22 protein-coding genes and 1 tRNA gene are annotated in these 23,048 nt (G+C 65.2%); 4 read left to right on the forward strand and 19 right to left on the reverse strand.

Annotation, left to right across the window (positions count from 1 at the left end):
• Window positions 1–13: 13 nt before the first annotated feature.
• The gene (gene mazG, locus AC1DZY_RS15375) at window positions 14–853 is read left to right on the forward strand and encodes a nucleoside triphosphate pyrophosphohydrolase (RefSeq protein WP_476820999.1); all 840 of its coding nucleotides are present in this window, start codon (window positions 14–16) and stop codon (window positions 851–853) included.
• Here the strand turns inward: mazG and hflX are convergent.
• From hflX to dusB, 7 genes are all read right to left on the reverse strand, one after another.
• Window positions 850–2,238, reverse strand: a complete 1,389-nt coding sequence (gene hflX / locus AC1DZY_RS15380; protein WP_476821000.1) for a GTPase HflX — start codon at window positions 2,236–2,238, stop codon at window positions 850–852. The two genes, mazG and hflX, sit on opposite strands and share 4 nt — an antisense overlap.
• A 5-nt stretch (window positions 2,239–2,243) precedes the next feature.
• Window positions 2,244–2,492: an RNA chaperone Hfq gene (gene hfq / locus AC1DZY_RS15385; protein WP_056713550.1), complete on the reverse strand. Its 249-nt coding sequence runs from the start codon at window positions 2,490–2,492 to the stop codon at window positions 2,244–2,246.
• A gap of 214 nt (window positions 2,493–2,706) precedes the next feature.
• Window positions 2,707–4,074, reverse strand: a complete 1,368-nt coding sequence (gene ntrX, locus AC1DZY_RS15390) for a nitrogen assimilation response regulator NtrX (protein WP_476821001.1) — start codon at window positions 4,072–4,074, stop codon at window positions 2,707–2,709.
• Window positions 4,071–6,359: a sensor histidine kinase NtrY-like gene (locus AC1DZY_RS15395; RefSeq protein WP_476821002.1), complete on the reverse strand. Its 2,289-nt coding sequence runs from the start codon at window positions 6,357–6,359 to the stop codon at window positions 4,071–4,073. Before AC1DZY_RS15395 ends, ntrX begins: the two co-directional genes overlap by 4 nt.
• A gap of 131 nt (window positions 6,360–6,490) precedes the next feature.
• Window positions 6,491–7,942, reverse strand: a complete 1,452-nt coding sequence (gene ntrC, locus AC1DZY_RS15400; protein ID WP_476821003.1) for a nitrogen regulation protein NR(I) — start codon at window positions 7,940–7,942, stop codon at window positions 6,491–6,493.
• Window positions 7,943–7,962: 20 nt separating this feature from the next.
• Window positions 7,963–9,015 (reverse strand): two-component system sensor histidine kinase NtrB, encoded by a 1,053-nt coding sequence (locus AC1DZY_RS15405; RefSeq protein ID WP_476821149.1) that lies wholly within the window; start codon window positions 9,013–9,015, stop codon window positions 7,963–7,965.
• A gap of 105 nt (window positions 9,016–9,120) precedes the next feature.
• Window positions 9,121–10,143 carry a tRNA dihydrouridine synthase DusB gene (gene dusB, locus AC1DZY_RS15410; RefSeq protein ID WP_476821004.1) on the reverse strand — a complete coding sequence of 341 codons (1,023 nt, stop codon included), beginning with the start codon at window positions 10,141–10,143 and terminating at the stop codon, window positions 9,121–9,123.
• Between the two features lie 160 nt (window positions 10,144–10,303).
• On the opposite strand from dusB, the gene AC1DZY_RS15415 reads away from it, so the two are divergent.
• A complete protein-coding gene (locus AC1DZY_RS15415) occupies window positions 10,304–11,509 on the forward strand; it encodes a bifunctional 2-C-methyl-D-erythritol 4-phosphate cytidylyltransferase/2-C-methyl-D-erythritol 2,4-cyclodiphosphate synthase (protein WP_476821005.1) in 1,206 nt (401 codons plus the stop codon).
• Between the two features lie 5 nt (window positions 11,510–11,514).
• Window positions 11,515–12,012 (forward strand): CinA family protein, encoded by a 498-nt coding sequence (locus AC1DZY_RS15420; protein ID WP_476821006.1) that lies wholly within the window; start codon window positions 11,515–11,517, stop codon window positions 12,010–12,012.
• Window positions 12,013–12,014: 2 nt separating this feature from the next.
• Here AC1DZY_RS15420 and AC1DZY_RS15425 read toward each other — a convergent pair whose 3' ends face one another.
• The 12 genes from AC1DZY_RS15425 to AC1DZY_RS15480 form a co-directional block, all read right to left on the reverse strand.
• On the reverse strand, window positions 12,015–12,488 hold the full coding sequence (locus AC1DZY_RS15425; protein WP_476821007.1) for a type II toxin-antitoxin system RatA family toxin: 474 nt from the start codon (window positions 12,486–12,488) through the stop codon (window positions 12,015–12,017).
• A gap of 1 nt (window position 12,489) precedes the next feature.
• Entirely contained in the window at window positions 12,490–13,008 is a 519-nt protein-coding gene (locus AC1DZY_RS15430) for a P-loop NTPase family protein (RefSeq protein ID WP_476821008.1), read from the reverse strand.
• Window positions 13,009–13,026: 18 nt separating this feature from the next.
• The gene (gene lipA, locus AC1DZY_RS15435; protein WP_476821009.1) at window positions 13,027–14,022 is read right to left on the reverse strand and encodes a lipoyl synthase; all 996 of its coding nucleotides are present in this window, start codon (window positions 14,020–14,022) and stop codon (window positions 13,027–13,029) included.
• A gap of 81 nt (window positions 14,023–14,103) precedes the next feature.
• Window positions 14,104–14,376, reverse strand: coding sequence for a GlsB/YeaQ/YmgE family stress response membrane protein (locus tag AC1DZY_RS15440; protein ID WP_476821010.1), 273 nt, complete (start codon window positions 14,374–14,376; stop codon window positions 14,104–14,106).
• 68 nt (window positions 14,377–14,444) lie between these two features.
• Window positions 14,445–14,783: a GlsB/YeaQ/YmgE family stress response membrane protein gene (locus AC1DZY_RS15445; protein WP_476821011.1), complete on the reverse strand. Its 339-nt coding sequence runs from the start codon at window positions 14,781–14,783 to the stop codon at window positions 14,445–14,447.
• 189 nt (window positions 14,784–14,972) lie between these two features.
• Entirely contained in the window at window positions 14,973–16,412 is a 1,440-nt protein-coding gene (gene lpdA / locus AC1DZY_RS15450) for a dihydrolipoyl dehydrogenase (RefSeq protein ID WP_476821012.1), read from the reverse strand.
• A gap of 44 nt (window positions 16,413–16,456) precedes the next feature.
• Window positions 16,457–16,942 carry a hypothetical protein gene (locus AC1DZY_RS15455; protein ID WP_476821013.1) on the reverse strand — a complete coding sequence of 162 codons (486 nt, stop codon included), beginning with the start codon at window positions 16,940–16,942 and terminating at the stop codon, window positions 16,457–16,459.
• Window positions 16,943–16,951: 9 nt separating this feature from the next.
• Window positions 16,952–18,310 carry a pyruvate dehydrogenase complex dihydrolipoamide acetyltransferase gene (locus AC1DZY_RS15460; protein ID WP_476821014.1) on the reverse strand — a complete coding sequence of 453 codons (1,359 nt, stop codon included), beginning with the start codon at window positions 18,308–18,310 and terminating at the stop codon, window positions 16,952–16,954.
• A 256-nt stretch (window positions 18,311–18,566) separates the two neighbouring features.
• Window positions 18,567–19,949: a pyruvate dehydrogenase complex E1 component subunit beta gene (locus tag AC1DZY_RS15465; RefSeq protein WP_476821015.1), complete on the reverse strand. Its 1,383-nt coding sequence runs from the start codon at window positions 19,947–19,949 to the stop codon at window positions 18,567–18,569.
• A 57-nt stretch (window positions 19,950–20,006) separates the two neighbouring features.
• A complete protein-coding gene (gene pdhA / locus AC1DZY_RS15470; protein ID WP_476821150.1) occupies window positions 20,007–20,987 on the reverse strand; it encodes a pyruvate dehydrogenase (acetyl-transferring) E1 component subunit alpha in 981 nt (326 codons plus the stop codon).
• A gap of 306 nt (window positions 20,988–21,293) precedes the next feature.
• Complete coding sequence (locus tag AC1DZY_RS15475) at window positions 21,294–21,605, reverse strand: FtsB family cell division protein (RefSeq protein WP_476821016.1); 312 nt, start codon at window positions 21,603–21,605, stop codon at window positions 21,294–21,296.
• Window positions 21,606–21,640: 35 nt separating this feature from the next.
• Window positions 21,641–22,744, reverse strand: coding sequence for a hypothetical protein (locus AC1DZY_RS15480; RefSeq protein WP_476821151.1), 1,104 nt, complete (start codon window positions 22,742–22,744; stop codon window positions 21,641–21,643).
• A 193-nt stretch (window positions 22,745–22,937) separates the two neighbouring features.
• On the opposite strand from AC1DZY_RS15480, the gene AC1DZY_RS15485 reads away from it, so the two are divergent.
• Window positions 22,938–23,012: transfer RNA gene (locus tag AC1DZY_RS15485), tRNA-Lys, on the forward strand.
• Window positions 23,013–23,048 lie beyond the last annotated feature (36 nt).

Raw genomic sequence — 23,048 nt, forward strand, 5'->3', positions numbered from 1 at the left:
GAGTTTTGCAGCGTTGCAGCCTTCTCGCGATATCTCACGCCTGATCGAGATCATGGCGGCGCTGCGCACGCCCGGCACGGGCTGCCCCTGGGATCTGGAGCAGGATTTCGCCTCGATCGCGCCCTACACGGTCGAAGAGGCCTATGAGGTGGCCGACGCCATCGCGCGCGGCGACAGGCTCGATCTCAAGGATGAACTCGGCGACCTGCTGCTGCAGGTCGTCTATCACGCGCAAATGGCTGAAGAAGAGGGCTCTTTCGCCTTCCCCGACGTGGTCGAGGCCGTCACCGCCAAGATGATCCGCCGTCATCCCCATGTCTTCGGAGACGCGCGCGATCTGTCGCCAGCGGAGGTCAAGGCACTCTGGCACGCCATCAAGGCGCAGGAGAAGGCCGACAAGGCGCGCGCGAGGGCTGCTACCGGCCTCCCCGAGAAGACCGAGGACAAGGGCGTGCTTGCCGGCATACCGCAGACGCTCACTGCCCTCACCCGCGCCTGGAAGCTGCAGGCGAAAGCTTCGACCGTCGGTTTCGACTGGAACGACGCCAGGCTCGTCCTCGACAAGATCAGGGAAGAGACCGCTGAGATCGACGAAGCGATGGCCTCGGGCGACAAGGCGGCGATCAGGGAGGAGATCGGCGACCTGCTCTTCGTCGTCGCCAACCTCGCCCGCCATGTCGACGCCGATCCGGAAGGCGTCTTGCAGGCCGCCAACGCCAAATTCGAGCGCCGGTTCAAGGGCATCGAGGATGCGCTGGAGGCACAGGGCCGGACGGCAAAAGACGCGACGCTCGACGAGATGGAAGCGCTCTGGCAGGCGGTGAAGCGGGCGGAAAAGGCCGGAGCGGCCTAATTTCGCTGCTCGGCCTCTGGAAACCGCGCGCCAAAGGCCCCTTCCCGCTCCGGCGGCAGGCGGACCGTCAGGCTCAACGTCCCGTCCTCTGCATCCTCACGCTCGAGGATTTCGCCGTTGGCATGCAGCCAGGCCAGCGATTTTCCGTCTCCGGGCGGCAGTACCAGCCGGTAGATCGGGCGACTCTTGGCGATGCGCGTCTCGATCGCGTCGGTCAGCCGGTCGATGCCGTCGCCGGTGAGCGCCGAGACCAATACCGGGCGCGACGCGTCGGGCTTGATCGCAGCCAGGCCGAGCTGGCGCTCGCGCTCGGCGGCGTCAAGCAGGTCCGACTTGTTCCAGACCTCGACGACGCGCTGGCCGTCATCGGGGTCGATCCCGAGATCGCGCAGGATGCCCTGCACGTCGGCGGCCTGCGCCTGCGTGTCTTCATGGGCGACGTCGCGGACATGCAGCAATACGTCGGCCTCGATCGCGTCTTCCAGCGTGGCGCGGAAGGCTGCGACGAGCTGCGTCGGCAGGTCGGAGATGAAGCCGACGGTGTCCGACAGCATGATCCGTGCGCCATGCGGCAGCTTCAGCGCGCGCGCCGTCGGGTCGAGCGTCGCAAACAGCATGTCCTGCGCCAGAACCTCGGCGGAGGTCAGGCGATTGAACAGCGTCGACTTGCCGGCATTGGTGTAACCAACCAGCGCAACCACCGGATAAGGCACACGTTTGCGGCTGGCGCGATGCAGGCCGCGCGTGCGCTTGACGCTCTCCAGATCGCGCTCGATCTTGGTCATGCGCTCCTGAATGATGCGTCGATCCGCCTCGATCTGCGTCTCGCCGGGGCCGCCAAGGAAGCCGAAGCCACCGCGCTGGCGCTCCAGATGGGTCCAGGACCGCACCAGCCGGCTTTTCTGGTAGTTGAGATGCGCAAGCTCGACCTGCAGCGTGCCCTCGCGGGTACGGGCTCGACGGCCGAAGATTTCGAGGATCAGGCCGGTCCGGTCGATGACCTTGCAGCCAAAGGCCTTTTCGAGATTGCGCTGTTGCACGGGCGATAGCGCGCAATCCATCACGACGAGGCCGATCTCCTCGATCTTGATGCGCTCGGCGATCTCCTCGACCTTGCCCTTGCCGAGATAGGTCGCCGGCCGAAAGGCCGTCAGCATCACCTGGATCGGCTCGACCACGGTGAGATCGATGGCTCCAGCCAAGCCCACGGCCTCGTCGAGCCGCGCCGCGAAGGAGCGCTGGTTCGCGTCAGCCGCACCGCCGCCGCGGCGCTGCGAATAGGGCCCCACGACATAGGCGCGCGTATTGGCTGCGATCTCGCGCTCGATCTCGTCGAGCGGTTTGGCGAGGCCTTGCGGCTCCTCGCCCCCGCTGCGTCCCGACATCGGCCTCAGGCCTTGTCCTGTTCCTCGGGCTCGAACAGCTGCACGGGATGACCCGGCATGATCGTCGAGATCGCATGCTTGTAGACCAGCTGCGAATGCCCGTCGCGACGCAGCAATACGCAGAAATTGTCGAACCAGGTAACGACGCCCTGCAGCTTCACGCCATTGACGAGAAAGATCGTCAGCGGGATCTTCTGCTTGCGGACGTGGTTGAGGAAAGTGTCCTGAAGGTTTTGTGCCCGCTCTGCGGCCATGTTCAGCCCCTGTTGTTGGGATCGCTCATCGGGTTCAGGCCCGCGATCCATTTCGCTTCGTTCGCAAGCATGCCAAAGAGCACGCCGTTTCAAAGCACCGACGATATATTAGATCGTTGCGTTCTATGACAAAGCAAGGGTGATGCCGCATCGTATTTGCGCATGAAGCCTGCGTATCGCGCAGGCGGTCATGCGGCCGACGCTTGGCGGCGTTTCAGCCGACCCCGAGCGACTTCAGCTTGCGGTGCAGCGCAGAGCGCTCCATGCCGATGAACTCGGCCGTGCGCGAAATATTGCCGGAAAAACGGGCGATCTGGGCGATCAGATACTCGCGCTCGAAGATTTCGCGCGCATCGCGCAGCGGCAGGCTCATCAGCCGCTCGCCGCCCGAGCCCGACGGCGTCGTCGGCACCATCGCGCCGACCTCGGCCGGCAGCATGTCGATGGTGATGTCGGCGGTGGGGTCGCCCTTGGTCAGGATCATCAGGCGCTCGACATTGTTGCGCAGCTCGCGAACGTTGCCGGGCCATTCGTGCGACTGCAGCACCGCCATCGCGTCAGAGCCGATGCGACGCTTGGGCAGGCCGGTCGCAACCGAAATCTGGTCCATGAAGAACTCGATCAGCTCGGGCACGTCCTCGCGCCGCTCCGACAGCGCCGGAATCCGCACCGGCACGACGCTGAGGCGATGATAGAGGTCCTCGCGGAACCGCCCATCGGCGATCAGCTGGGCAAGGTCGCGGCTGGTCGAGGAGATGATGCGGACATCGACATGGACGCGGGTTGCCCCACCGACGCGCTGGAAGTTCTGATCGACCAGCACGCGCAGGATGCGGTTCTGTGTCTCGCGCGGCATGTCGCCGATCTCGTCGATGTAAAGCGAGCCGCCATGCGCCTCCTCGAGCGCGCCGACGCGGCGGGTGCGCCCCTCGCCGCCCTCCACGCCAAAGAGTTCCTCCTCCATCGTCTCGGGCGTGATCGTGGCGGCGTTTATCACCATGAACGGCCCCGAGGACCGGCTCGACGCCTCGTGCAGGGTGCGCGCGGTCAATTCCTTGCCGCAGCCGGGTTCCCCGGTGATCAGGATGCGCGCATTGGTCGGCGCGACGCGCTCGATCGTCTGCCGCAGCTGGTTGACCACGGTCGAGCGCCCGACGATACGGCTGGCCTGGACCGAACCCTTCTTCAGCTCGCGCACCTCGCGCCGTAGCCGCGAGGCCTCCAGCGCGCGCTCGGCCACCAGCACCAATCGGTCGGCCTTGAACGGCTTCTCGATGAAGTCGTAGGCGCCGCTCTTGATCGCCGAAACCGCCGTCTCGATATTGCCGTGGCCCGAGATCATCACCACGGCGAGATCAGGGTGGCTTTCCTTGATCAGCTCCAGCACCTGCAGCCCGTCCAGCCGGCTGCCCTGCAGCCAGATGTCGAGAAAGACAAGATTGGGCCGGCGCGCCGCGATAGCGGCCAGCGCCTCGTCGGCGGAGCCCGCCTTGCGCGTGCGGTAGCCTTCGTCTTCCAGCAGGCCCGCAACCAGTTCGCGGATATCGACCTCGTCATCGACAACCAGAATATCGGCGCTCATACGGCAATCCCATTTCGCATGTCTTTGGCGGCGGACGCGATTGGGTCGCGCCCTCCCGCCGTCTCGCTCTTGGCCTCGTCGGTGGGGCCGGTCTCCGGGAACCAGAGCCGGACGCGGGCTCCGCGCACGCCGTTGGCGGCATCGGGCCGGTCGAGCAGTTCGATCCCGCCGCCATGGTCTTCGAGAATCTTGCCGACGATCGCCAGGCCGAGGCCGGTGCCGCCCTCGCGCGTCGTCATGTAGGGTTCGAGCAGCTTCTGGCGCTGGTCGACTGGCAGGCCCTTGCCGTTGTCGATAACGTCAATGACGATCACACCGTCGTCGCGCCGCTCGAAAGCGAGGTCGATTCGCCCGGGCCCCCGTTCGTCCATCGGCACGGCCTCGATGGCCTCGGACGCGTTCTTGATGACGTTGGTCAGCGCCTGCGAGAGCAGTCGACGATCGAACTGGGCCGGCACGGGAACCGCAGGCAGGTTTTCCGAGATCGTCAGCTCGGGATTGCCGACGCGCATCAGGAAGACGATCTGGCGGACGGTCTCGACGATGTCCTCGCGTGCCAGCGAAGGCTTCGGCATCCGCGCGAAGGACGAGAACTCGTCGACCATCCGCCGGATATCCTCGACCTGGCGCACGATGGTGTCCGTGCATTGGTCGAACACGTCCTTGCCCTCGATGATGACGCGCCCGAACCGGCGCTTGATCCGTTCGGCAGAGAGCTGGATCGGCGTCAGTGGATTCTTGATCTCATGGGCGATCCGGCGTGCCACATCGGCCCAGGCGGCGGTGCGCTGGGCCGAGACGAGGTCGGTGATGTCGTCGAGCGTCACCACGAGCCCAGCGCCGACGCCCTCGCCCTCGCGCGCCGCACGCACATTCACCATCCGGTCGTGCCCGCCACGCGTGATCGCGATCTGGCCTGAACTCTGGCGCTGGCGGTTTTGCAGAGCTTCCGTGACAAAGGTCGCAATCTCCGGAGCGACGCGCGCGATCGGCTCGCCGAGCAGCCGACCGCCGCTCCCGATCAGGCTCTCGGCCGAACGGTTGATGATGGTGATGTGCCCGTCGCCGTCGAGGCTGAGCACGCCCGACGAAACGCCAGACAGCACCGTCTCGGTGAAGCGCCGGCGTCTGTCGATGACTTCGCTTGCGGTCACGAGGCCGTCGCGCTGCCGGCGCAGCTCCGCCGTCATCTTGTTGAAGGTCTCGCCGAGATGAGCGAGGTCGCCTTCCGATCGCCGGATCGGCACCTGGACGTAGAAATTGCCGCTGGAGACCTGATCGGTCGCATGGATCATGCGCCGGATCGGCGCGACCAGCGCGTTGGCGAAACTCAGGCCGATCCAGATCGCCGAAAGCAGCAGGATCACCGAGATCAGCGCGTACATCGAGGCGAAGGCGATCTGCACGCCTTTCCGGCGCGCGTCGATCGCAAGGTATTCGACCGCCGCCCCGCGCGCGATCGCCGGCGAATCGACCGCCAGCGCATCGACCTCGCGCGCGACATGCAGGAAGGCGTTGTCATAGGTCGGCAGCTTGACCAGCGCACCGAAGATGCGGCCGGTCTCCGGCACGACGCAGATCGGTTCCGGCGCCGACTGGGCATCGTCGAAAGCCGCCTGATCGGGCTTCGGCGGGTCCTTCAGCACGTCGATGCCGGCACGCACCAGCACCTTGTCGGGCGGCTGCATGATCGCCGCCACGGGCAGGCCGAGCGCGGTCGCGCGCGCCGTCAGGAAGGTCTCGAACCATTTGCGGTCGACGTCGAAGGCGGGCTTCGCCCGCACCAGATCGTCGGTCAGAATCCTGATCTCGCGGCCGAGCGATTTGCACTGGCTCGCTGCAAAAGCGTCCGAGACCTCGACTGATTTGAAGATCGCGTCGCGCATCCGGTCCGAGAACCACGGCTCGAGCCCACGCTCGATCGTGACGGTGGCGATGATCGCGACCAGCACAGCCGGCAAGGCGGCGATGATGCTGAACAGGCCGACGATGCGGACATGCAGGCCAGCCGCCGCCGCACCTGCGCGCCTGGCCCGAATCAAGACCGACAGCTCGAAGGCGACGATGATCAGCAGCAGCAGGATCAGCAGCGCGTTGAGAACGAAGACGCCGATGACGACTTCATGCACCGGGACGATCGGAGTCGCGCCCGACAGCACCATGAAGGTGACGAGCGCCGAAACCAGCGCGAACACGACGACGACCGCGCCGAGCCAGCCCGATACGCGGCGCGGCGGATCCTCGCCGCGCGGCACGATTCTGACATCGCTGACCGAAGCTGACACGGTTACTCGACGACTCCATTGCAGGCGGCCGGGGTTGAGCCCGACCGTGAGCGGCGCACTGATGCGCCCAAGCAACGGTGTTGTCAAAATATGACATGGGGAAGGCGAGCGCCTGCCCCATACGCAAATCGTCAGCGCGGCGAGCGCACGACCTGCATGTCAAGCTCGCGGATTTTCTTGCGCAGCGTGTTGCGATTGAGCCCCAGAAGCTCCGCGGCGCGGATCTGATTGCCTCGCGTGGCGGCAAGCGCGGCTGCGATCAACGGCGGCTCAACCTCACGCAGAATGCGGTGATAGAGGCCCGGCGGCGGAATATTGTCACCGAAACCGCCAAAATACTGGTTGAGGTGGCGTTCGACAGAACCCGACAGCGTCTCCGCGCGCTCCTGCGTCGTGCCGCTGGAAAAGCTTTGCGTCGGCGAGGCCGGCTGCAATTCCGCATCCACGATCGGCGAGGTGATCGTCTCCTGCGGATACAGCGCCGCCAGACGACGCACGAGATTCTCAAGTTCGCGGACGTTGCCGGGCCAGCGATAGCGCCGCATCACGTCCATCGCTTCCGAATCGATCTGCTTGCGCGGCAGGCCCTCCTTCTCGACCAGCGAGAAGAAGTGGCGCACCAGATCGGGAATATCCTCGACGCGCTCGCGCAGCGGCGGAAGACGGATCGGTACGACGTTCAGGCGGAAGAACAAATCCTCGCGAAACAACCCCTGCGCGATCGAAATGCGCAGATCCTTGTTTGTGGCGGCGACGATGCGGACATTGGTCTTGATCGGCGTCCGCCCGCCGACGGTGGTGTACTCGCCCTGCTGCAGAACGCGCAGCAGACGTGTCTGCGCCTCCATCGGCATGTCACCGATCTCGTCGAGGAAGAGCGTGCCACCCTCGGCCTGCTCGAACCGGCCCGACGAGCGCATCATCGCGCCGGTGAAGGCGCCTTTCTCATGGCCGAACAGCTCGGACTCGATCAGGTCCTTCGGAATCGCCGCCATGTTGATCGCGACGAAAGGCCCGTTCTTGCGCTTGCCGTAATCGTGCAGTGCGCGCGCGACCAGTTCCTTGCCGGTGCCGGATTCGCCATTGATCATCACGGTCAGATCGATCGGCATCAGCCGAGCGAGCGCGCGATAGACGTCCTGCATCGCCGGCGAGCGGCCGATCAGCGGAATATCGTCGGGCTCGGCTGCCGCATTGGCGCGGCCTCCATCGCCGCGCGGCCGCGACAGGGCGCGCCCGACGATGGCGACGAGTTCCTTCAGGTCGAAGGGTTTCGGCAGATATTCATAGGCGCCGCGCTCGGACGCCTTGATCGCGGTCATGAAGGTGTTCTGCGCGCTCATCACGATGATCGGCAGGTCGGGCCGCACGCGCTTGATGCGCGGCAGCAGGTCGAAGGCGTTGCCGTCGGGCATCACCACATCGGTGATGATCAGGTCGCCAAGTCCCTGCGCCGCCCAGGTCCAGAGCGTCGCCGCCTGGCCGGTGGTCCGCACTTCATATCCGGCCCTGGCAAGGGCCTGATTGAGCACGGTGCGGATCGCGGCGTCGTCGTCCGCGATGAGAATGTTACCGGTCGGCATTCACTGTGGTCCTGTAGGCCTTAAACTGTCTGCCGCGCCCGGGGCTGGTGCAGCGGCAGCAGAAGTCGAAACGTCGTTCGGCGGGGAACGGACTCGCATTCGACGATCCCGCCATGATCGCCGATCACCTTGGCGACGAGTGCAAGTCCAAGGCCACTGCCCTGCGCCTTGGTGGTGACGAAGGCGTCGAACAGATGCGGCAGCAGGTCGGCGGACACGCCGGGACCATTGTCGCGAATGCCAATTTCGAGCGGCAGCGCGATGCGCGCCGAGGAGCCGGCGAGTTGCATGCGGATGCCAGGGCGGAACGCCGTCGTCAGCGTGATCTCGCCGTCGATCGCTTGCGTTCCAATGGCTTCGGCCGCGTTTTTCACCAGATTGAGCAGGACCTGCACCAGCTGGTCGCGGTTGCCGGCGACGGGCGGCAGCGACGGGTCGTAGACCTCGTTGAAGCGGATATGGCGGGCGAATCCGGATTGGGCGAGGCGCTTCACATGGTCGAGAACGTCGTGGACATTGACCGGGCCGCGCTCGCTCGGGCGCTCATCGCCGAACAACTCCACGCGCTCGACGAGCTTCACGATCCGGTCGGTCTCGTCGCAGATCAACTGCGTCAGCACGCGATCGCTGTCCGGCACGGAGGCTTCGAGAAGCTGCGCCGCGCCGCGAATGCCCGAAAGCGGGTTCTTGATCTCGTGCGCCAGCATCGCGCCGAGCGCAGTAATTGAGCGGGCCGCACCACGATGGGTCAATTGCCTGTCCATTTTTTCGGCAATTGTCCGTTCTTGAAGCATAAGCACGACCGCATCGCCCTGGCTGGGCAAGGGCGAGGCAAAAACATCGACGACGCGATCCATGCCGAGGCGCGGCGATCCGAGATCAAGCCGATACTCGCTGACGCTGGCGCCGCGACGCTGCACCTCCTCGATCAAAGCGAGTACGGGCGACCCGAAGGCGATGAGATCGTCGATGCGCTGGCGCTTCAGGACGACTGCGCTCGACTGGAAGAAATCCTCGGCGGCGGTATTGGCATAGAGAACGCGATGGTTCTCGCCGACCACCACCACCGGCATCGGCAGCACGTTCAGCGCCTGGACCTCGATCAGGTCGAGCAGAAAATCGTCGCTGCCCTTCCCGCCACCGTCGAAAAACGCCATCGCCATACGCAATACCTTTCGTCACGCCGCAGCGCGGTCGAACTCAACGGAAAATAGCCGCGCCAACGCATCGATCACGGCCTTGGGATCGTCTGAGGTAAGCAGTTGCCGCCGCCAGACCGGATCGGGCGCGCAGCCGCTCGCCACCGCCTCGTCGGCATAGGCCGCCAGATGCTTGCGGGCGTGACGGACGCCATGGGCGACGCCCATCAGGCCGAGCAGTCCCTCGTAATGTTCGCGTGCAATGGCGAGCTTTTGCCCAATGCTAAGGGACGGCGCGGCGCGCCCCGCGAGGCCGGCCCCGATATCGCCGACGAGCCAGGGCCGGCCGAGCGCGGCGCGACCGACCATGACGAAATCCGCGCCCGACTGCGAAAGACAAGCCTGTGCGTCCGCCAGGTCATGAATGTCGCCATTGGCGACGAGCGGAAAAGCACCCTGCTCCCGCACCGCCCGGATCGCGCCCCAGTCGGCGACGCCCTTGTAGAATTGCTGCCGCGTGCGGCCATGCACCGTGATCAGAGCCGCGCCCTCGGTGACGGCGCGGCGCGCCAGTTCCGGCGCATTACGAGCGGCGTCGTCCCAGCCCAGCCGCATCTTGACGGTGACGGGAATCTTGACGGACGTCACGGCCGCCTGCACCAGCGTCAACGCATGATCGAGGTCGCGCATCAGCGCCGAGCCGGCCCAGCCGCCGGTCACCTTCTTGGCCGGACAGCCCATATTGATGTCGACGACGGCCGCGCCATTGGCCTCGGCCAGTTTCGCGGCCTCACCGAGCCAATGGGGATCGCAGCCCGCAAGCTGCACGACATGGGGCGAGACGCCGGCGCCCTCGGCCCGGATACGCGCTTCTTCGCTGCCTTTGACGAATTCGTCGGACGCGACCATCTCGGAGACGACGAGGCCGGCGCCATGGCGCGCGGCGATCCGGCGCATCACGATATCGGTCACGCCCGACATCGGCGCGAGGAAAGCGCGCGACGCAGGCGCAACGCCGCGCCCGGCCAGATCATCGACGCCCGAATTTGAGGCAACTTCCATTATGCATATTTATTGGACATTGCTGCAGGAGCGCAAGAGGGCTTGAGTCATATTGCGCCGCATCATTGCCGCACCCCTGCCGCACTGCAGGATGCGGCACGAAGTGCCGGGCTTGGCGAACGTCCAAGGGCCAACTATCACCAAATGCCACGCTGGACCAATGACCTTGCCGACCGAACCGACACACAACGCCCGACTTCCGATCGCCGCGCTCGTTGTCGCTGCCGGCCGTGGCCTCAGGGCGGGCGGAGACGGCCCCAAGCAATATCGCCTGCTCGACGGCCAGCCGGTTCTTGCGCAGGCGCTGACGCCTTTTTTGGCTGAGCCGGCAATCGCCACTATTCTGGTCGTGATCGGAGCCGGCGACGAGGCACGTTATGCTCATGCGATCGGCGGCATGCAAAGCGACAAGCTCACCAGCCCGGTCCGTGGCGGTGCAACGCGACAGGAGTCGGTTCGGGCCGGCCTGCACGCGTTGGCCGACAGCGGCTTTGACGGCGTCGTGCTGATCCACGACGCCGCCCGCCCCTATGTCTCGGCCAGCCTGATCCGGAGCGCGATCGATGCCGTCTCGACCGAGGTCGCAGCCGTGCCGGCGCTCGCCGTCACCGACACGATCAAGCGCCTCGACGCGCAACGCCGGATCATCGAGACGCCTCCGCGCGAGGATTTGGTCAGCGTGCAAACACCGCAGGCCTTCGATCTTAAGCCGCTTCTGGCCGCGCACGAAGCCGCCGTAGCCGCAGGCCTGGCGGGCTTCACCGACGATGCCGCCCTGATGGAATGGGCCGGGCACCCGGTCGCGACCTTCGCCGGAGAGGCAGGGAACATCAAATTGACCCATCCGCAGGATTTCGAGCGCCCGCAGCCGGACGCGCTACGCGTCCGCGTCGGCACGGGCTATGACGTCCACGCCTTCGGGCCCGGCGACCATGTCTGGCTCGGCGGCGTCCGCATCGCCCATGAGCGCGGCGTGATCGCGCATTCCGATGGAGACGTCGCGCTGCATGCGCTGACGGACGCGCTGCTCGGTTGCCTCACTGAGGGCGACATCGGCACGCATTTTCCGCCGAGCGATCCGCAATGGCGGGGCGCGGCCTCGGCGCAGTTTCTCGCTTTCGCGGCCGATCGCGTCAGGCAACGCGGCGGCAGGATCGACTTCCTCGACCTGACCATCGTCTGCGAAGCGCCCAAGATCGGCCCGCATCGCGAGGCGATCCGCGCCGCGATCGCGGCAGCGGCGGGCCTTCGCATCGACCAGGTCGCGATCAAGGCCACGACCTCCGAGCGGATGGGCTTCACCGGCAGGGGCGAGGGGCTGGCTGCGCTGGCGACTGCGACGATCCGCCTGCCGGAACAGGAGTGACGGCGATGTTCGACGACCAGATCACGCAACTCGCGACATCGACGCTCGAAACCTGCCGCGCCGCAGGCTTCAGCGTCGCCACGGTCGAATCCTGCACGGGCGGTCTCGTGGCTGCGGCATTGACCGCGATTCCGGGCTCATCGGATGTCGTGATGGGCGGTCTCGTTACCTATTCCAACGCCGCCAAGACGGGGTTGGCGGGCGTTCCGAGGGAGCTTATCGAAGCTCACGGGGCCGTCAGCGAGCCTGTCGCGCGCGCCATGGCGCTGGGCGGCTGGAGCCGGCTCGCGGCAGGCCTTTGCGTTTCGATCACCGGCGTCGCCGGTCCGGGCGGCGGCAGCGCGGAAAAACCGGTTGGGCTTGTGCATTTCGCCTGCGCCAACGGGCATGACACCACTCATCGCGAGATGCGTTTCGGCGATCTGCCCCGCGACGAGATTCGTCGCCTGTCCGTGCTGGTGGCGCTCGGTCTTTTGCTGGAAGCGGCGTTGGAGGCCTGCTGATCTCAGCCCCCCGACGCCGGCAGCGCCGCTGCGCCATAGACTTGGTCGGCGCGCCGCTCGAAGGCTTCGGCGAACTTGCGGAAGGCCTTGTCGAACATCGCGCCCATCAGCAGGCCGAGCACACGGCTGGCGAACTCATATGAGATGAAAAAGACGATCTCGCAGCCACTCTCATGCGGCTTGAAGATCCAGCGGTTTTCCAGATAGCGGAACGGCCCGTCGACATATTCGACCAGGATCTTGAGATTGACAGGGTCGAGCGTCACCCGGCTGGTGAAGGTCTCGCGGATCGCCTTGTATCCGACGCTCATATCCGCCAACAGCACCTCTCCGCCGCCCTCTCGCGGAGTCCGTTTGCGCACCTTGAGCCCCTCGCAGAGCGGCAGGAACTCAGGGTATTTCTCGACATCTGCGACAAGCGCGAACATCTGCTCGGGCGAGTGCTTCACTCGGCGGGCGCTGTTGAACATCGGCATGTCAGGCGGCCTCGGCGACGAGAGTGCGAGGCAGCCCGGCGGCAAAGGCTTTGATCGCGGAGCGCGATTTCAGGACGATCTGTAGCCGGGGTGACCCGGGCCGCGCCAGCGCCGCGACGATGCCGGCCCTATGCCGGGCGCGAAAACGCCAGACGTAGAGCAGGAACGGCCAATCGAACCGCTCGGGACAGCCGGGCGCCAGTTCCTCGCGTACCCGCCCGAAATGGCGGAACGTCCGGAGCAGGACGCCCATAATGCAGCGCCAGCGCGGCTGATCGAGAAACACGATCGCCTCGGCGTGCGGCAAGCGAACCTCGAACGTCCCAGAGTAATTGCCGTCCATGACCCAGCGGGGGCTCTCGACCAATCGACGGACCGTCGCCAGCCAGACGTCCGGCTCGCTGGGCCGCCACCCCGGCTGCCAATGCAGCGCATCCAGCGAGACGAGCGGCAGCCCGAGCTCCCGAGCGATCTGCTTGCTGAGCCAGGACTTGCCCGCGCCCGAGCAACCGATGACCATGACCCTCTGCACGCGGCCTCAGCCGCCGAGCTTGGCCGCGCGCGCCGCCCGCAGCTTGGCGAAATCCTCGCCGGCATGGTGCGAAGAACGCGTCAACGGCGTCGAGGACACCATCAGGAAGCCCTTCACATAGGCGATCGCCTCGAAACCCTTGAACTCTTCGGGCGTAACGAAACGGATCACCGCATGGTGCTTGCGCGACGGCGCGAGGTATTGGCCGATCGTGATGAAATCGACATCGGCCGAGCGCAAATCGTCCATCAGTTGCAGGATTTCGTTCCGCTCCTCGCCAAGGCCGACCATGATGCCGGACTTGGTGAAGATCGTCGGATCGAGTTCCTTGACCCGCTGCAGCAGCCGCAGCGAATGGAAATAGCGCGCGCCGGGGCGGACCTTCAGATATTTGCCCGGCACGGTTTCGAGGTTGTGGTTGAAGACGTCGGGCCTGGCAGCGACCACCACTTCGAGCGCACCGGGCTTGCGCAGGAAATCAGGCGTCAGGATCTCGATCGTGGTGCCGGGCGATGCCTTGCGAATGGCGCGGATCACCCGGGCGAAATGCTCGGCGCCGCCATCCTTGAGATCGTCGCGATCCACCGAGGTGATCACGACATGCTCCAGCCCGAGCTTGGCGACGGCTTGCGCGACCTTGGCTGGCTCCAGCGCGTCGAGCGCCTCGGGCACGCCGGTCTTGACGTTGCAGAAGGCGCAGGCCCGCGTGCAGGTGTCGCCCATGATCATGAAGGTGGCGTGCTTCTTCTCCCAGCACTCGCCGATATTGGGGCAGCCGGCCTCCTCGCAGACCGTGACGAGCTTGTTCTCTTTGACGATTTTCTGGGTCTCGGCCCATTTCGGCGAGCCCGGCGCCTTGACCCGGATCCAGTCCGGCTTGCGCAGGATCGGGTTTTCCGGCCGCTTCTGCTTCTCGGGATGGCGCAGTTCCGGCGCATCCGCTTTCGGATTGCCGACGTTGGGGCGTGGGTCGCGGTTCAGAAGGTCGAGGACGAGAGCCATGCGAATGGTCCATGGAAGCGGGCGCTAGGACGCCCCTGCTCCCTAGCTAGTCTGCGGCGCGCCTGCCGGCAACCACCTGGGCTATTTGCGCATGGCGTTCCAGATGACGATGACGATCACAGCGCCGGCGACGGCAGCCGTCAGCGTGCGCCAGAAGCCGAAAATCGGGATCTCCAGCAATTCGCCGAGCCGGCTGCCGATGAACGAGCCGGCGACGCCGACCAGCATGTTGGTGAACAGGCCATGGTCGGACGAGGTCAGGCGCTCGGCGATCCAGCCGGCGAGCATGCCGATCAGGATCGTGGCGAAGAAACCGTAGCCCGGCTGGGCCATCGTGGCGGCAAAGCTTTGCATCGTGTTGTCCCCCAGAAGCCTGCGCGAAGGCGCGCAGCAGAAAACGGCGTCCCGCGCTTAGCGTTCCATCACGCGATGAAACGGGCCAACAGCACCACGAGGATCGCGCCCAGCACCGCCATCGCCGCTTCGTCGAGAAAAGCATGGCCGGTGCGCACACGCCAGCCGGTCAGCCGCACGAGGCCTTGCCCGACCAGCATGCCGAGCACGCCGACGACGGCATGGCGGATCAGTCCGCCGCCACCCACGATCAGGCTGGCGACAAAACCGGTGACAGTGCCGAGCGCGATCGTCGGCGCGAGCGCGCGCCAGTCGAGCATCAGCCCGCCGCCCGGCGGCAGGATCTCGACCTTGTCGTCGGGGACGATGCGATCAGGGCCGCGGGGTTTTCGGGTGCGGGGGGCCATGGCGGAGATATGGAGGCGAGACAACGGAAAAGCCAAAACTTTTTCATGCCTTGTGAGAAACACGCCATCATCCCGGACGCAGCGACGCTGAGATCCGCGATCCATCATCGGAGCGCCGTCGAGCCCTATGATGGATCCCGGGTCAAGCCCGGGATGACGCGGTGTTCCCGAGCAAAAACGTTACGATCTTCAGGCGTTCAGCACTTTCCCATACGCATCCAGCACGCTCTCCTTCATCGTCTCCGATAGCGTCGGATGCGGGAAGATCGTGTGCATCAACTCTTCCTCGGTGGTCTCGAGATTCATCGCGACGACGAAACCCTGAATCAACTCGGTCACTTCCGCGCCGACCATGTGCGCGCCGAGCAGCTTGCCGGTCCTGGCGTCGAAAATCGTCTTGACCAGCCCTGAATCCTCACCCAGCGCCACCGCCTTGCCGTTGGCGACGAAGGGGAAGCGGCCGACCTTGACTTCGTGGCCGGCGGCCTTCGCCTTGGCCTCGGTCAGACCGACGCTGGCGATCTGCGGGTGGCAATAGGTGCAGCCGGGGATCATGAGCTTGTCCATCGGATGCGGATGCAGGCCCTTGATCGCCTCGACGCAGATCACCGCCTCATGCTCGGCCTTGTGCGCCAGCATCGGCGGGCCGGCGACGTCGCCGATCGCATAGAGGCCCTTCACATTGGTGCGGCAAAAATCGTCGATGACGATGCAGCCGCGATCGGTCTTCACGCCGAGCGCCTCGAGCCCGAGATTCTCGATATTTCCGACGACGCCGACAGCCGAGATCATCCGGTCGGCCGTGATGGTCTGCTTAGCCCCCTTCTCGTCCTCGATATGGGCGGTGACGCTGTCGGCTGATTTCTCGACCTTGGTGACCTTGGCCCCTGTCAGAATCTTCATGCCCTGCTTCTCGAAGGCCTTGCGCGCAAACGCGCCGATCTCGGCGTCCTCTACGGGGACGACCTGCGGCATCACCTCGACGACCGTGACCTCGACGCCCATCGTCCGATAGAACGAGGCGAACTCGATGCCGATCGCGCCCGAGCCCATCACCAGCAGCGATTTCGGCATCTTCGCCGGAACCATCGACTCGAAATAGGTCCAGATCAGCTTGCCGTCCGGCTCGATGCCGGGCAGCGCGCGCGGCCGCGCACCGGTCGCGATGACGATATGGTCGGCCGTGTAGGTGCCCTCGCCCTTCGCGCCCTTGGGCGGCGGAACCTGCGGCTGCATCGCCGGCTTCCTGGTGGCTGTGACCGCGATCGTGTTCGCCTTGGTCAGCTTCGCCTCGCCCCAGATGATGTCGACCTTGTTCTTTTTCATCAGGAACTGGACGCCGCTGTTCATCCTGGCCGCGATGCCGCGCGAGCGCTTCACCACCGCGTCGAGATCGGCCTTGAACGAGCCTTCGAGCACCAGCCCGTAATCCTTGGCGTGCTGGCCGTAGTGCAGGATCTCGGCCGAGCGCAGCAGCGCCTTGGTCGGAATGCAGCCCCAATTCGAGCAGATGCCGGCCATGTGCTCGCGCTCGACGATCGCCGTCTTGAAGCCGAGCTGGGCTGCACGGATGGCGGCGACATAGCCGCCGGGGCCGGAGCCGATGATGATGATGTCGTAGTCGGACATGGGTCAGGCTCCGTCGGCTGGAATGTTCAGAGAAGCAAGAACTGTCAGAGAAGGTGGCCGGTCGCGGCCTTTACGCAATCGTCGTTGATCGTCGCGAATTGCTTGTCGKCCTCGCTGAAAAGGGCGTCGAAATCGACTTTCGGCAGGCGTTCCGCTTCGGTCGCGATCCGGTTCAGGTGCCAGGACAGCGCCGAATAGCGATCGCGAGCCGGCTGCTCCTGAAAATTGGCAAGGAAGGTCCCAAGCGCGCCGAAGCGATAGGCCAGGCTCTTGAGTTCGATTCCCGACATTGCGCTGGCTCCGCCGCCATTCGCAGTCTCCGCCTTGAGACGAAACTCGAAGAAGATGGCGATGATATCCTTGCAACTGCGCAGACTCTCGGCGCGCAGCACGTTGCGCTGAACGCTGTCGATACTGCGGGAGTAATTGAAGTTCTGCAGGGCAGAAGCTGCCAACGACATCCCCGCGATGATGAGCGAGACCATGGCCAGACGGTTTCCCGCCGAAGAGCCGCTGTCCCCGCCCGCCATCTGCTCTCCTCACACCAGCATCGCCATCGGCTTCTCGATATAGCCCTTGAAGGCCTGCATCAGCTCGGCTCCGAGCGCGCCGTCGACCGCGCGGTGGTCGGTCGAGAGCGTCACCGACATCACGGTCGCGACAGCGAGTTCGCCCTTCTTGACGACGGCGCGCGGCTCGCCGGCGCCGACCGCCAGGATCGTCGCATGCGGCGGGTTCACGATCGCCGCGAAGTCCTTGACGCCGAACATGCCGAGATTGGAGACCGCCGTGGTGCCGCCCTGATACTCCTCGGGTTTCAGCTTGCGGTTCTTGGCTCGGGCCGCGAGGTCCTTCATCTCGTTGGAGATCTGGCTCAGCGTCTTGTGGCAGGCGTCCCGGATCACCGGCGTGATCAGTCCGCCGGGGATCGAGACCGCGACGCCGACATCGGCGTGCTTATGCTTCAGCATGGCGTTCTCGGTCCAGCTGACATTGGCCTCGGGCACCGCCCGCAGCGACATCGCAATCGCCTTGATCACCATGTCGTTGACCGAGAGCTTGTAGGCCGGTTTGCCGTCCTTTTCGGGCGCGGCCGCATTGAGTTCGGCCCGCAGCTTCAGCAGCGCGTCGAGCTCGCAATCGATCGTCAGGTAGAAATGCGGGATCGTCTGCTTGGATTCGAGCAGGCGGCGCGCGATCGTCTTGCGCATGCCGTCATGCGGGACTTCCTCATAGGAGCCCGGCGCGAACAGCTTCTTGACGGTCTCGTCCGACATGCCGGCAGCCATCGGCGCGGCGGCGGGTTTCGCTGCGGTCGGAGCGGCGGAAGCCGCCGCAGCCGGAGCCGCCTTGGCGCCGCCACCGGCCTTCGCCGCCTCGATATCCTTCTCGACGATGCGGCCATGCGGGCCGGAACCCGTGACCTTCGACAGGTCGAGCCCGGCTTCCTTGGCGAGGCGACGGGCGAGCGGCGAAGCGAACGAACGCTCGCCTCCCGAAGACACAGGAGCAGCCGGAGCCGCAGTAGCGGCGGCAGGAGTGGCTGACGACGCAGCGGCGACTGGAGCAGGCTTTGACGCGTCAGATTTGGGCGCTTCGGCCTTGGGAGCCTCGGCCTTGGCGGGTGCCGGCGTAGCGGCGGCCTTCACATCCTCGCCTTCGGCCGCGATCACGCCGATGATCTCATTGACGGCGACATCGGCCGTGCCGTCCGGCACCAGGATTTTTGCGAGCACGCCCTCATCGACGGCTTCGACCTCCATGGTCGCCTTGTCGGTCTCGATCTCGGCGATGATGTCGCCGGATTTAATCTTGTCGCCTTCCTTCTTCAGCCATTTGGCGAGATTGCCCTTCTCCATGGTAGGAGAGAGCGCGGGCATCAGGATGTTGGTTGGCATCTATTAGGCTCCAATCTTTCGCCAAGTGCCCTTGTTGCCTCTTCGAGACCCCAAACCCAATTTTTTCGCATCGCGAAGGGACTGAGCTGCCCAACGAACTTCGTATTGCCAGATATAAAAAAGATCAGGTGTAGCCATGATCTCTTTCTCATGGTGCGCCCAAATGTGACGTGCCACTTCAACGATCGTCGCCTCACCTTTGTGAGCTTCAACGGCCTTCATAACCGCTGGTATGAAATCATCCCGCTTCATAGGCTCAGCGATAGCAGACGGCTTTGGCCGCCGCGATGACCTCGCCGACATTCGGCAAAGCCAGCTTTTCAAGGTTGGCCGCATAGGGCATCGGCACGTCCTTGCCGGTGACGCGGATGACCGGCGCATCCAGATAATCGAACGCCGCCTCCATGATCTTCATGCCGATCTCGGCGGTGACGCCCGACTGCGGAAAACCTTCCTCGACGGCGACGCAGCGATGCGTCTTCTGCACCGAGGCGATCACGGTCTCGATATCCATCGGGCGGATGGTTCTGAGATCGATGACCTCTGCCTCGATGCCCTCCTTGGCCAGCGCCTCGGCGGCCGCCAGCGCATAGGTCATACCGATGCTGAAGGAGACGATGGTCACGTCCGTGCCTGGCCGCACCACCTTGGCCTTGCCGATCGGCACGACGATATCGTCGCCCTTGGGCACCTCGAACTGGCGGCCGTAGAGGATCTCGTTTTCGAGGAAGATGATCGGGTTGGGATCGCGGATGGCGCTCTTGAGCAGGCCCTTGGCGTCGGACGCGCTATAGGGCGCGACGACCTTGAGGCCCGGCACGTTCGAGTACCACGCGGCGTAGTCATGGCTATGCTGCGCGCCGACGCGTGCGGCCGCGCCATTGGGTCCGCGAAACACGATCGGGCAACCCATCTGACCGCCCGACATATAAAGCGTCTTGGCGGCGGAGTTGATGATCTGGTCGATCGCCTGCATGGCGAAGTTGAAGGTCATGAACTCGACGATCGGCTTCAGGCCCGTCAGCGCCGCGCCGACCGCGATGCCGGCAAAGCCGTGCTCGGTGATCGGCGTGTCGATGACGCGCTTGGGCCCGAATTCCTGCAGCAGCCCCTGCGTGACCTTGTAGGCGCCCTGATACTCCGCGACCTCCTCGCCCATGACGAAGACATCGCCGTCGCGGCGCATTTCCTCGGCCATGGCGTCGCGCAGCGCTTCGCGCACGGTCATCGAAACGACCTCCGCTCCGGCCGGGAATTCGGACGAAGCGTCATAGGATTTCGCCTGGGCAGGCACGGTCGCAGGCGCCGCTGCCGCGGGAGCTTCCGCAGCCGGTGCGGCCTTGGCTTCGGGAGCTTTCTCGGCCGATTTGGTGGCTGCCGCCGCGCTCGCATCTTCGCCCTCGGCCGCGATCACGCCGATCCTGGTGTTGACCGCGACATTGTCGGTGCCGTCGGCGATCAGGATTTTCGCGAGAATGCCCTCGTCGACGGCCTCGACCTCCATCGTCGCCTTGTCGGTCTCGATCTCGGCGATGATGTCGCCGGCCTTGATCTTGTCGCCCTCGGCTTTCAGCCATTTGGCGAGTTTGCCCTGCTCCATGGTGGGCGAAAGGGCAGGCATGAGAATGTCGATCGGCATGAACGCACCCGGATGTGAGGCGATATCGGGACTAGGGCGGGGAACGGGCGGGCGCGGTCAGGCGCGCGCCGCCTCCAGCGTGATGTCGGTCCAGAGTTCCGACGGATCGGRCTCGGGGTCGTGCGTCGCGAACTCGGCTGCGTCGTTGACGATCTCGCGCACCTTGGCGTCGATCGCCTTGAGTTCGTCCTCGCCGACCTTGAAGTCGCGGGTGAGACGCCCCCTCACCTGCTCGATCGGGTCGTGCTCCTCGCGCATGCGCTGGACCTCGTCCTTGGAGCGGTACTTCGCCGGGTCGGACATCGAGTGGCCGCGATAGCGATAGGTCTGCATTTCCAGGATGTAGGGGCCCTTGCCGGTACGGGCATGCTCGATGGCGCGGTTCGCCGCATCGCGCACGGCGCGCACGTCCATGCCGTCGACCTGCTCTCCGGGAATGCCAAAGGAGATGCCGCGACGGGAGAAATCGGTTTGCGCCGAGGCGCGGCTGACCGAGGTGCCCATGGCGTAGCGGTTGTTCTCGATCACGAACACGACCGGCAGCTTCCAGAGCTGGGCCATGTTGAAGCTCTCATAGACCTGGCCCTGATTGGCCGCGCCGTCGCCGAAATAGGCCATCGAGACGCGGCCGTCCTCACGGTACCAGTTCGCGAAGCCGAGGCCCGCGCCCATCGAGACCTGCGCGCCGACGATGCCGTGGCCGCCATAGAAATTCTTCTCGCGGCTGAACATGTGCATGGAGCCGCCCTTGCCATGCGAGTAGCCGCCGCGCCGGCCGGTCAGCTCCGCCATCACGCCGCGCGATTCCATGCCGCAGGCCAGCATGTGGCCGTGGTCGCGATAGCCGGTGATGGTCTGGTCGCCGTCCTTGGAGGCCATCTGCATACCGATGACGACCGCTTCCTGGCCGATATAGAGGTGGCAGAAGCCGCCGATCAGGCCCATGCCGTACATCTGGCCGGCTTTTTCCTCGAAGCGGCGGATCAGCAGCATCTCGCTATAGGCGTGAAGCTCTTCGGCCTTGCTGAAGACCGGCATGTTGCTGAGCGCCCTGGACGCTCCCTTTTCGGCCTTGGCCGAGCTTGCCTTGGCGGAACCCGTCTTGGCTGCCGGCTTGCCGGCGGCCTTGGCGGTGGCGGGAGCTTTCGTCTTGCGCGCGGCAACGGCCATCGGCGATCCTCCAGAGAACTTCGTCTTTGGTTGTAGAGGATCGCAAAACTGTTGGCGAGAGAGCCATCTCGCAATGCAGCATTGCCTAAGCTTATGGAATCACTGAATTTTTAAGAATTAACTGAAATTGAGTTAATCGGCTTATCCGGAACTATTTGCCGGCGCTGAGGGCGGTCACCGGCCCATCAGGATGACGTCGTTCCTGTGCACGCGGCCGAGTTCGTTACGGGCGCGTTCCTCGAGCAGGTCGCGGTCGACCGCATCGTCGCGAACCAGAGCAAGCCGCTGTTCCCAGCCCTTGCGCTCGGCGGTCAGCCCGGCGAGCTCGCCTTCCATCACCCGCAGCGATTCCACGAGCGTGTCGCGGGCACTCAGGCCCCGCGCGCCGTGCTGCGCATGGAACAGAAAATAGCTCACCGCCGCGCCCGACACGAGGTAGAGCGCGAGCGTGACGAAGACGGATCTGACGCCGCGACGGATGACCATGCGCGCAAGGCTAGGACGCCTTGGTTTCCGGCGCGTTAACGGGGCGCTCGTAGAGGCGGCGAAACCACGCGAGCGACCCCGTCGGAAGCGACTGCCGAGCCGCGCAAGACCGCCGCGAGTTCGGCTTCGACGCGCCGGGCGATGCGCAGCCGGAAATGCAGCGGATCCCAGTAGTTTTCGTCGTTGCGCGTCAAGCTGGAGCCATGGGCATAATCCACGATGGAGGCATTGCGCCGCCCCGCAAGTTCCCGCAGCGCCGCTTTGCAGGCGTCGTAGCGCTGGGCGTCGGCGCTGCCCTCGCGCGGCAGGGATGCAAAATGTGTCGGCGGCAGCACGATCATCCGGACCGTTTCGCCAGGGAACGCCGCCAGCGCCGCGTCGAGCCAGTCGAGCGCCGGGAAGCGCCAGTCGCGCCGCTGTACCTCCGACACCGTCTCGGGCGGCGAAAGCGGCGTCATGTCCCGCGCGACGCCGGCCGACCCGGCATAGAGATGCCCGCGCGCCTGCGCGAGGTCGTAACTCGCTTCCGGCGGGGTGAAGACCTCATAGCCATCGCCGCGAATCCGTTCCGGCAGCAGCCCCATTTGGTACCCCAACAGCCGTGCGGCGATTTCCAGCGTGGTCAGGTTGAGCTGGCGCAGGCCATCGAACCAGCCGGCTCCGTCATAAAGCCATGGCGGGAACGGTCGCGGCGTGAGCCGCTTGGCCGGCGAGGTCGCGTCGGGTTCGCACCAGGTGTGATCGACACCCCAGATCACGGCTTTCGCGGCCGGGACGGTGCGGGCAAACAGCCGGGCCATCTCGACCTGCTCCCAGGGCGTCGCCGCATTCATCGCGAGATTGGCAAACCGCCCGCCGACCGAGCGCGACAGGATCGCGGGATCGAGCAGCCGCATCGTCGAGGTGCCGAAGACGCCTGAGTCGAAAGCGCCCGAACGCACCAACTGCGGGTACATGAAGCGCTGGTTCAGATCCATCAGCGGCCGCGCCGCCAGTCCTGCCGAGATACGCAGGCCAAACGGGTCCATGGCGACCACGAAACCCGACAGCAGCCCCGCCAGGGCGAGGGTCGCGATAACGAAGGCCTTCGACCAGGCAAACCAGCCCGGCCCGTCCATGCGCGCGCCCTGCAGACTCATCTCGTGCACCGGCCCGCAGCCGCGGCATCACCGTTAAAACAGCTAATGACGAGCGCATTTCCAGCCAGCTCGATCATGACCAGGGCGAGCAATACGGACATCCGGCAACCTCCGGCGCGCTTGTGCCACGAAACCCGGCGCGCAAACAATGTTGACCGCAACGCCCCGCCTCCCTATGTCAGCGCACCGGTGAGGGCGGGTAGCTCAGTGGTAGAGCACGTGACTTTTAATCATGTGGTCGAGGGTTCGATCCCCTCCCCGCTCACCAGTTTACTTAATGATTACAAGTGTTTGCGGCAATCCT

This window comes from Allobosea sp. P2_A10 (assembly GCF_056405115.1).